This is a genomic window from Micrococcus sp. LASM2_SD2 (assembly GCF_057364565.1).
This window is the reverse complement of record NZ_JBNFOB010000069.1, coordinates 1-9,320: the sequence shown is the minus strand read 5'-3', so window position 1 is coordinate 9,320 and position 9,320 is coordinate 1. Positions and strand designations below refer to the sequence as shown.

Annotated in this window: 9 protein-coding genes; all 9 read left to right on the top strand. The window is 71.1% G+C overall.

Going from position 1 to position 9,320, the window contains the following annotated elements; genetic code table 11:
* Positions 1-214: 214 nt before the first annotated feature.
* On the top strand, positions 215-1,024 hold the full coding sequence (locus AC2W7A_RS05555) for an ABC transporter ATP-binding protein (RefSeq protein ID WP_485990476.1): 810 nt from the start codon (positions 215-217) through the stop codon (positions 1,022-1,024).
* A complete protein-coding gene (locus AC2W7A_RS05550; RefSeq protein ID WP_485990474.1) occupies positions 1,021-1,755 on the top strand; it encodes an ABC transporter permease in 735 nt (244 codons plus the stop codon). The genes AC2W7A_RS05555 and AC2W7A_RS05550 overlap by 4 nt, the downstream gene beginning before the upstream one ends.
* Positions 1,752-2,426, top strand: coding sequence for an ABC transporter permease (locus tag AC2W7A_RS05545; RefSeq protein WP_485990473.1), 675 nt, complete (start codon positions 1,752-1,754; stop codon positions 2,424-2,426). The genes AC2W7A_RS05550 and AC2W7A_RS05545 overlap by 4 nt, the downstream gene beginning before the upstream one ends.
* Before the next feature lie 65 nt (positions 2,427-2,491).
* Entirely contained in the window at positions 2,492-3,433 is a 942-nt protein-coding gene (locus AC2W7A_RS05540) for an ABC transporter substrate-binding protein (protein WP_485990472.1), read from the top strand.
* A gap of 376 nt (positions 3,434-3,809) precedes the next feature.
* Positions 3,810-5,375 carry an alanine/glycine:cation symporter family protein gene (locus AC2W7A_RS05535; protein ID WP_485990471.1) on the top strand — a complete coding sequence of 522 codons (1,566 nt, stop codon included), beginning with the start codon at positions 3,810-3,812 and terminating at the stop codon, positions 5,373-5,375.
* A 320-nt stretch (positions 5,376-5,695) separates the two neighbouring features.
* The gene (locus AC2W7A_RS05530; protein ID WP_485990470.1) at positions 5,696-6,046 is read left to right on the top strand and encodes a hypothetical protein; all 351 of its coding nucleotides are present in this window, start codon (positions 5,696-5,698) and stop codon (positions 6,044-6,046) included.
* Between the two features lies 1 nt (position 6,047).
* Positions 6,048-8,180 carry a hypothetical protein gene (locus AC2W7A_RS05525; RefSeq protein ID WP_485990469.1) on the top strand — a complete coding sequence of 711 codons (2,133 nt, stop codon included), beginning with the start codon at positions 6,048-6,050 and terminating at the stop codon, positions 8,178-8,180.
* Positions 8,177-8,980, top strand: a complete 804-nt coding sequence (locus AC2W7A_RS05520; RefSeq protein WP_485990468.1) for a hypothetical protein — start codon at positions 8,177-8,179, stop codon at positions 8,978-8,980. The genes AC2W7A_RS05525 and AC2W7A_RS05520 overlap by 4 nt, the downstream gene beginning before the upstream one ends.
* Positions 8,981-9,187: 207 nt before the next feature.
* Positions 9,188-9,320 (top strand): alanine:cation symporter family protein (locus AC2W7A_RS05515; RefSeq protein WP_485990475.1); only part of this gene is annotated, 133 nt, incomplete at its 3' end.

Below are 9,320 nucleotides of genomic sequence, written 5' to 3'. Positions count from 1 at the left end.
CAGGTCCGCGCCGCCGCCGGCTGAGCAGGGGACGCTGCCCCCACCAGGGGTCAGGCGCCGCACGGGGCCCGACCCTCGACCCGTGATCCGGGGCACGTCTATCCTGACTAGCCAGGCGTCAACGTGGCCCGGCCCGCCCGGTCGGCAACGGCCTCCTTTCGCGGCCCCCGCGACGCCCCGCCCCATGCTCCCCGACCCCCTGGAGTACCCCCGCATGATCCGCTTCGAGAACGTGGGGAAGACCTTCCCGGACGGCACCTGCGCCGTGGAGGACTTCTCCCTGGAGGTCCCCGCGCACACCACCACGGTGCTGCTGGGCTCCTCCGGCTGCGGCAAGACCACCCTGCTGCAGATGGTGAACCGCATGGTGGACCCCACCGCGGGCCGGGTGCTGGTCCACGGGGAGGATGTCGCCTCCCAGGACCCCGTCCGCCTGCGCCGCGGCATCGGCTACGTCATGCAGAACGCCGGCCTGTTGCCGCACCGCACTGTGCTGGACAACGTCCTCACCGTGCCCAGTCTGACCGGCCGCGTCTCGCGCGCCGCCCGGGACCACGCGCACGAGCTCCTGGAGCTCGTCGGCCTGCCCACGGCCCTGGCCAAGCGCTACCCGGCGCAGCTGTCCGGCGGCCAGCGCCAGCGCGTGGGAGTGGCCCGCGCCCTCGCCCCGGACCCGGACATCCTGCTCATGGACGAGCCGTTCTCCGCCGTGGACCCCGTGGTCCGCGCGGACCTGCAGGCCGAGATGCTCCGCATCCAGCGCGAGCTCGCCAAGACGGTCCTCTTCGTCACCCATGACGTGGACGAGGCCGTCCTGCTTGGGGACGAGGTCCTCGTCCTGCGCGAAGGCGCACGGATCGCCCAGCACGGCGCCGGGGAGGACATCCTCCTGCATCCGGCGGACGACTTCGTCCGCTCCTTCGTGGGCGGGGACCGCCGCGCGCTGCACCTGGAGGACCGCGCCGGCACCGCCACCGTGGTGGACGGCTCCGGCCGCGTCGCCGGGACGCTGGTGCAGCCGTGACCTGGATCAGCACCAACCTGGACTTCATCCTGACCCTGACCTGGCGGCACATCGCCATCGCCGCCCCGGTCGTGTTGCTCAGCGTCCTGATCTCCCTCCCCCTGGGACGCCTCGCCAACGCCACCGGCTGGGGGCGGAGGCTGATCGTGGGCGGCTCCAGCCTGCTCTACGCCATCCCGTCCCTGGCGGTCTTCGTGATCCTCCCGGGCCTGGTGGGCACCAAGATCCTCGATCCGCTCAACGTGGTCATTGCCCTCACCCTCTACGGGGTCGCCCTGCTCACCCGCAGCGCCTCCGAGGCCTTCGACGCCGTGGACGCCGAACTCCTCACCGCCGCCACCGCCCAGGGCCACAGCGCCTGGCAGCGGTTCTGGCGGGTGGAGCTGCCGCTGGCCGGAGAGTCGATCCTTGCCGGCACCCGCGTGGTCAGCGCCTCCACGCTCTCCCTGGTCTCCGTCGGCGCGCTGATCGGCGTGCAGTCCCTGGGCACCCTCTTCACCGAGGGGTACGCGCGCAGCTTCGTCACCGAGATCGTCGTGGGCATCGTGGGCACGGCTCTCCTCGCCGTCGTCTTCGACCTCGCCCTCGTGGCGCTGGCCGCCCTGCTGATGCCCTGGACGAGGCGGGTGAAGGCCGCCCGGGTGAGCGGCCGTCGTCGTGCGTCCCGGAACACCACGACGACGGCACTCGCCACGGTGCCCGACCTCGCCGTCCAGGAGGGGCGCCGATGATCGCCGACCTGTTCTCCTGGTTCGCCGACCCCGCCCACTGGGCGGGCCCGAACGGGGTGCCCGCCCGCGTACTCGAGCACCTCGGCTACTCCGCGCTGGCCCTGGTGATCGCCACGGCCATCGCCTTCCCGGTGGGCGTCTGGATCGGCCACACCGGCCGGGGGCGCCGCGTGGTGGTGGCCCTGTCCAGCGCCCTGCGCGCCCTGCCGACCCTCGGCCTGCTGACCTTCCTCGCGATCGTCCTGGACATCGGGCTGCGGCAGGCGCTGGTCCCCACCGTGATCGTGCTGGTGATCCTCGCCGTCCCGCCGCTACTGGCCGGCACCTACGCCGGACTGCAGGCCGTGCCCCGCGAGGTGGTCCACGCCGCCCGCGCCAATGGCCACTCCACCGGCCAGCTGATCGGCCAGGTGGAGCTGCCGATCGCCCTGCCCGTGGCCATGGGTGGGCTGCGCTCGGCCACCCTCCAGGTGATCGCCACGACCTCCGTGGCCTCCTACCTGGGCCTCGGCGGACTCGGCCGCTACCTCTTCGACGCGCTCGCCGTGCAGGACTACGTGACCATGCTCGCCGGTGCCGTGCTCATCGCCGTGCTCGCCCTCGTGTGCGACGGCCTCCTGCTGCTCGTGCAGCGCCTCATGACCCCCGCCGGCCTGAAGGCCCGCGGCTGACCCCCACGAAAGGACGGCTGCCATGGCTGCCACCCACCACACCCCGGACCCACTCCTGCGCCGCCGTGCCGTCATCGGCCTGCTCGCCGGGGCGCCCCTGCTCGCCGCGTGCGGCGGGGACCCCCCTGTCCTCCGACGGCGGGGGACAGGGCTCCGGCTCCGGCTCCGGCGGGTCGGGCGAGGGCGGCGGCACCGTCCGCGTCGGCTCCGCCAACTTCCCGGAGTCCGAGATCATCGGCGAGCTCTACGCCCAGGTCCTCGAGGCCAAGGGCATGACGGTCGAGCGGAAGATGCAGATCGGCTCCCGCGAGGTCTACCTCGGCGCCCTCGAGGACGGCTCCATCGACCTGATCGGCGAGTACACCGGCAACCTGCTGGCCTTCTATGACAAGGAGGTCGAGGCCTCGAGCCCAGACGAGGTGTACGACGCCCTGGCCGGCGCCCTGCCGCAGGGCATGCAGGCCCTCGCGATGGCCGAGGCGGAGAACAAGGACACCTGGTGCGCCACCGGGGAGTGGGCGAAGGAGAACGGCATCTCCTCCTACACGGACCTAAAGGACTACAGCGGGACGATCCGTGTGGGCGGCCCGCCGGAGATGAACCAGCGCGACTACGGCGCCGGCCTGGCCCGGGTCGAGTCCGTCTACGGCGTGCCCGCGGACAAGATGGCGTTCACCCCCATCAGCGACGGCGGCGGACCCCTCACCGTCAAGGCCCTCAAGGACGGGGACGTGGACCTGGCGAACATCTTCTCCACCACCCCGGCCATCCGGGAGAACGGTTTCGTGCCGCTCGAGGACCCCGAGGGCATGGTGACCCCGCAGAACATCGTCCCGCTCATGGCGAAGGACAAGGTCTCGGACGAGATCCGCGCGGCCGTGGAGTCCGTGCAGGAGGTCCTCACCACCGAGGACCTCATGGCCATGAACGCGGAGAACTCCGGCGAGCAGAAGAAGCAGCCCGGAGAGGTCGCCGGCGCGTGGCTCAAGGAGAAGGGCCTGGTCTGAGCGGCCCCGCCCGGCCGCGCGCACCAGGAGCTGGACCGTCAGGGTCCTCGGCTGGCACGTCACCATGCGGCATGACCTCTCGCCCGTCGCCGGAGGGACCTGGGCGGGGCTGACCGTGGTGGGACCGGTCTGACTCACGGTGGCCTATGAGATGCCGGCACGGGTGGCGCTGCGCAGCCTGTGCCGGCGTCGCCTGTGACGCTGGACGTCGGAACTGGTCAGTCGGCGATAAGGAAGGACGCACCGAGCCTGGTAATCCGTCACCCCGGCAAACCCCTGACCAACGCATACTGAACGGACCGCAGATCAAACCTCGCGGGTGTGACTCAGGTCGCCCTAAGGTCCTATATGCTCTGTCATCGACCTTGAGGTTCCCATGCAGTCATTCATCGAATCTGCGAACGCGATCATGTGGGCGTTGCCCATGGTGATCATCATCCTGGCCATCGGCCTGTACTTCACCATCCGGATGGGCGTCCCCCAGCTCCGCCTGATCGGAGACATGGTGGGGCAGCTGATCCACGGCGGGCGCACCTCGGCCGGCATCAGCTCCTTCGAGGCCTTCGCCATGGCGCTCGGCGGCCGCATCGGCGTCGCCAACATCGCCGGCGTCGCAGCAGCCATGTACCTAGGCGGACCCGGCGCCCTGTTCTGGATGTGGATCACCGCGTTCCTCGGCGCCCCCGTGGCCGTGGCCGAGTCCTCCCTCGCCCAGCTGTACAAGCACAAGGTCAAGGGCGAGTTCCGCGGCGGCCCGGCCTTCTACATTCTCGAGGGCCTCGGCCGGAACTGGCGCTGGCTCGCCGTGGCCTACGCAGCCGCCACCGTGTTCGCCACCACCATCACCGGTCCGCAGATCCAGGCCAACGCCGTCACCGCCGCCACCTCTGAGGCCTGGGGCTGGGACCCGCTCTGGGTGGGCCTGGCCATGGCCGCGTTCTTCCTGGTCATCGTGTTCGGCGGCATGCACCGCCTCGGCCGCACCGTGGGCCTGATCGTGCCGTTCATGGCCGGCGCCTACATCCTGATCGGCCTGGTCGTGGTGGCTTTCAACGCCACCGCGGTCCCGGCCATGTTCGGCCTCATCTTCTCCTCCGCCTTCGCCGTGGATTCCGCCTATGCCGGCATGATGGGCGCCGCGATCGCCTGGGGCATCCGCCGCGCCATCTACTCCACGGAGATCGGCACCGGTTCCGGCGCCCAGGCCTCGGCCGCCGCGAACGTCACCCACCCGGTGAAGCAGGGCCTGGCCCAGGGCTTCTCCGCCTACGTGGACACCCTGTTCGTCTGCACCATCACCGGCCTGATGATCCTCGCCACGGACTCCTTCAACGTCATGGGCCCGGACGGGGAGACCCCCATCGTGGAGAACCTGCCCGGCGTGGAGGAGGGCCCGGCCTGGACCCAGACCGCCATCGACTCGGTGATCCCGACCTTCGGTCCGTCCCTGGTGGCGGTGGCCGTGTTCCTGTTCGCGTTCACCACGCTGCTGTCCTTCGACTTCTACGCCGTCACCAACCTGGCGTACCTGGTCAAGCGCAAGTCCACCCTGAAGGTCCTCGAGGCGATCGCCCACATCGTGCTGGCCGGCTCCATGGTCTTCGGCGCCACCCAGAAGGCCGGGTTCGCCTGGGCCATGGCGGACTTCGGCGTGGGCCTCTACACCTGGGTCAACATCCTCGCCCTGGTGCTTCTCTCGCCCGTGGCCATCCGCCTGGTCAAGGACTACGACCGCCAGAAGCGCGAGGGCAAGGACCCCGTCCTGGACCCGAAGGCGATCGGCGTGCACAACGCCCACCTCTGGGAGTCCCTGCACGGCGAGTTCACCCGCACCGGCGACGCCGACCACGCCATGAACGAGGTCGCGGACTCGGCCCCGGACACGGCGGCCATCGCCATCGTGAACAAGGCCCAGATGGACCGCGGTGCTTCCCGCCGCTGAGCAGGCTTCACCGTCACCTCAATGCCGCAGGAGCGGGGCCGACCCACTCGGTTTCGCCCCTGCGGCGTGTGCGCGTGCGGGGTGGACGGCGTGGACGCCAGACGGACGCCGGGGTGGGCGGTGCCTGGCTGGCCAGTCGTAGAGCCGCAGGTCAGGTGCGGTCGAGGGGCGGGGTGCTCCGCGGTCCACGACCCCTTGCCGACTCCAGACAGACTCTGCCTAAGGTTGGCGGGCGAGAACCGACGGTCTGCGCGACCGGCGGCTGGCGCCTCTGGCCACCGCCACGGGGCGCCGGGGAGGATATCGACGGGAGGGGCCCTATGGGGGGAACAAGGATCGAGGTGCAGCCGGCGGCCACCGTCGCCGCACTGAACGGAGCCATGCTGGCCGGCCAGGACATGGAGGTGCTGTCCACCGACGTGGAAGGTCACGGGGACGCACTGTCCTCCGCACTGACGGGCGCGCCGGCGGCGGCGGCCGCGTTCTCCTCCTTCTGGGACCGCTACCGGGACCTGCCCTTCCGGGCGGCTGCCACGGTGCTGCACCAGACCTCCTGCGTGGGCCAGGCGACGGCGGAGGTCGTGAGCATGGACGAGAGCATGGACCGGTCCGTGGCCGGCGAGGCCTCCACGGACGGTCTGTCCGCGATACTCGGGGACGGGGGCCGCTGACATGGGTGAGGACGAGATCCGCATGGTGCCTTTGCCGCCGCTCCGGGAGGTCCCGCGCGTGGAGATGGACGCCGCAGGCGCCCGGTCCGCGGCCGAGAGGCTGCGCCAATCCGGGTCAGACCTCGACGCCCTGTACGACGACGCCTCCGGCTCCTGGCGCGGCCTCGGCCCGAGCTTCCACGTGGACGGCCTTGACGAGCAGGTCCACTCGGGCCTGGACCTGCTGGACGCCCCTACGGCGGACTGGTCCGCCGCGATGAGCCGCCTGGACGGGGCCACCTGCACCCTGGCGGACGCGGCCGAGGAGCTGCAGCGGCGCGTCGACGAGCTGACCGGGCGGAGGGCCGGCCTGGCCGCTCACGGCGGGCAGGCCCCCGAGGACGAGGCCCCGCGGATCGCCGCGGAGATCGACGCGTTCAATGGGGACTGCGACCGGGTGGAGCAGGACTGGGAGAGCGCCCAGCAGACGTTCGCGGACGAGCTCTCCGGCATCTCCGGCGGTGAGGCCGACGAGCTGCCGGCCGGCGGAGAGCGCGGCGCGGACGGCCTCGACTGGGGCGGCGCATTCGGGAACGTGACCGCCCAGGGCTACGACGACGTCTGGATGCTGCTCTCCGGCATGAGCCAGGCGGAGACCCGACAGTGGCTCGACCGGAACCCGCAGGCCGCGGCGTTCCTGGCAACCCGGTCCCGCGACGAGTTCCTGGGCGCCTCCGCCGACAGCCCCCGGATCCGCGCCGTTCAGGAGTATCTACGGCTGCACGACCCGCACAATCGCCCGGAAGACGTGGAGGGCATGGCCGAGCGCTGGGCCGCGCTCACCCCGGCCGAACAGGAGCAGCTGCTGTACCAGTACCCGGGTGTGTTCGGGAACATGAACGGGGTGCCGTTCAACGACCGTGGCCGTGTGAACCAGGTGACGGTGCAGGGGCTGCTGACGGCCCAGGAGCAGGAACTCACGGACCTGCGCACCCGCCGGGAGGCGTTGCGGCAGTCCCTCGGAGAGCACCCAGGTCCAGGCGGGCAGGGCGAACGGCTGCGCATCCAGGGACAGATGAACAGGCTGGACGAGCAGATCGAGGACAAGGAGACCGTCCTGCGGGGGCTGCAGCAGGCAGACGACGCCTACGGGCGCCCCCACCACCCGGACCCGGACAGCGGCCTGGAGCCGGGCTACGACACCCTCTACGTGGACACCGCCGGGCTCGGGGCCATCGTCACGGCCCGTGGGCAGCTCACCAGGGACACCCGCCACATCATGGGCTTCACCCCGGGCACCACCACCACGATCGCCAGCACCCGGGGCTACAACGAAGCCCTAGACCGCATGGACGGCAACTCCCCGCTGGGTACCTACTCCATCTACTGGGCGGGCACGGCGCTGCCGCCGGGCGTCCCCTCCAATCTGAACCCCGACTACAACCGGGAGGGAGGGCCGCGGCTGGCGGCGTTCGACCGCGCCCTGGAGCTGCAGACGGCCGAGGCCGGCACGGACCCGCGGAAGGTGTGGACCTCCCATTCGGCAGGGTCTGCCATGGTGGGCAGCGGCGAGAAGCGGGGCATGGTGCTGGACGCACACGTGTACATCGCCCCCGCCGGCCCAGGTCAGGGCATCGATCGGCTGTACGGCCCGATGGGTGACGACTCCGGCGATCCAGCCGAATCTCTGCCCAACCCGGACACGGAGCGCTATCTGATCCAGAACCCGAAGGACATGATCGCCATGGCGCAGGCCGTCCAACCGGCCCAGGGTGCGCTGGGCGGCACCACGATGTTCGGCATGGGCGGCTCGGTCACCGGCTCTTCGCGTCCGGACCAGGTGTTCGACGACGTCGTGCTCCTGGAGAGCGGCGTGCGGTTCGACGGCTCCGGGAACCGCGAGTCCGTGGTAGGCGACGGTGACTTCGGCGGCCACAGCGACTATCTGCAGGGAGATACCCTGGCCCTGCGGAACATCCAGGGCGTCCTCTACGAGGATCAGGTGTACCCGGAGATCGGCATGGACGGGAACTTCTTCGGTGAGCGCGACCCGCTGCGGAAGCATCCGGAGGACTACTCCCTACTGCAGGACTTCCCTCGTGCCTCGCTGGACGAGGCCTACCAGGACGCAACCGGAAAGGAGCGCCGGAAGTGACTTCGCCACCGCTCACCCACCGTCCTCCCCGCATCCTCGCGGCCGCCGCGGCCCTGCTGCTCGCACTGGCCGGCTGCGGCGGACAGGATGCCGAGAGCAACACCCCCGCGGCCACCGCAAGCGGGAGCCCGAGCCAGACCGCCCCTGCCGGCTCCGGTGAGAGCACCCCCACCCCGAACCCCGAGGAGCCCTCCATGTCCGCCGAGACCACGGCCACACGCCCCGAACCCACTCCGGCACTGCTGGAGCGGCAGCAGCAGCTGCTGGAGGAGCAGCTGCCCGCCGTCATGGACGCGATCGACACCTCGGGCCTCCGAGACCTCGCCCAGGTCTCCTGCACCGGGCCGGTGGACCCCCGCACGGACGAAGGCCCCGGCGCCACCCGCTGGCTGTTCTCCCTGCGCAAGGGCGTGCCGGACCTGGACGCGGCGAAGACCGCCGCCGAACCCGCCCGGGCCTACCTGGAACAGCACGGCTGGACGGTGGAGATCGCCGAACGGCTCGACCCCAAGGCGCCGGTGAACACCCTCTGGAACGCCCAGCATGCCGAGACCGGTCTCGCCCTGACCGCGGAGTATGACCATGGCGGCGGCGAGTCCGTGCTGATCGTGCGCGGCGGGGGCGGCTGCATCGAGATCCCGAAGGACCAGCTGATGGTCCGCTCCCCCCTGGACAGTGGTTTCGGCGACGGCTCCCCCGGTTATGACCAGGACGCCGAGCGCGCCGACCCCGACTACCGGGAGCCCACGTTCCACCCGGATGCCGGGCCCGCCACCCGGCACCGCGGTGTCGGGGGCTGAGGCGCGGGCGCCGTCCGGGGAGATCTTCCCCACGTTCTCGACGCGGATCCTGAGGTGGTGCTCCCTGCGGGATGGACGGTGTGGACTCCAGGCGGCGATACCGAGGATACGGTCCTGACTGGCCAGCCTCGGTGCGGTGCTCCTGATGGACGACGACGAACCCTGTCTCCACGAGGAGTCTCACTATCCGTGGGGCCGGCCAGGTCCATGCCGGCGCCAGGCGTGGGCCTCTACACCTGGGTCAACATCCTCGCCCTGGTGCTTCTCTCGCCCGTGGCCATCCGCCTGGTCAAGGACTACGACCGCCAGAAGCGCGAGGGCAAGGACCCCGTCCTGGACC

Excerpts from the sequence above, each read along its gene's own strand:
- AC2W7A_RS05555 (WP_485990476.1), top strand. The coding sequence starts at position 215 with ATGATCCGCTTCGAGAACGTGGGGAAGACCTTCCCGGACGGCACCTGC.
- AC2W7A_RS05545 (WP_485990473.1), top strand. The coding sequence starts at position 1,752 with ATGATCGCCGACCTGTTCTCCTGGTTCGCCGACCCCGCCCACTGGGCG.
- AC2W7A_RS05535 (WP_485990471.1), top strand. The coding sequence starts at position 3,810 with ATGCAGTCATTCATCGAATCTGCGAACGCGATCATGTGGGCGTTGCCC.
- AC2W7A_RS05530 (WP_485990470.1), top strand. The coding sequence starts at position 5,696 with ATGGGGGGAACAAGGATCGAGGTGCAGCCGGCGGCCACCGTCGCCGCA.
- AC2W7A_RS05525 (WP_485990469.1), top strand. The coding sequence starts at position 6,048 with ATGGGTGAGGACGAGATCCGCATGGTGCCTTTGCCGCCGCTCCGGGAG.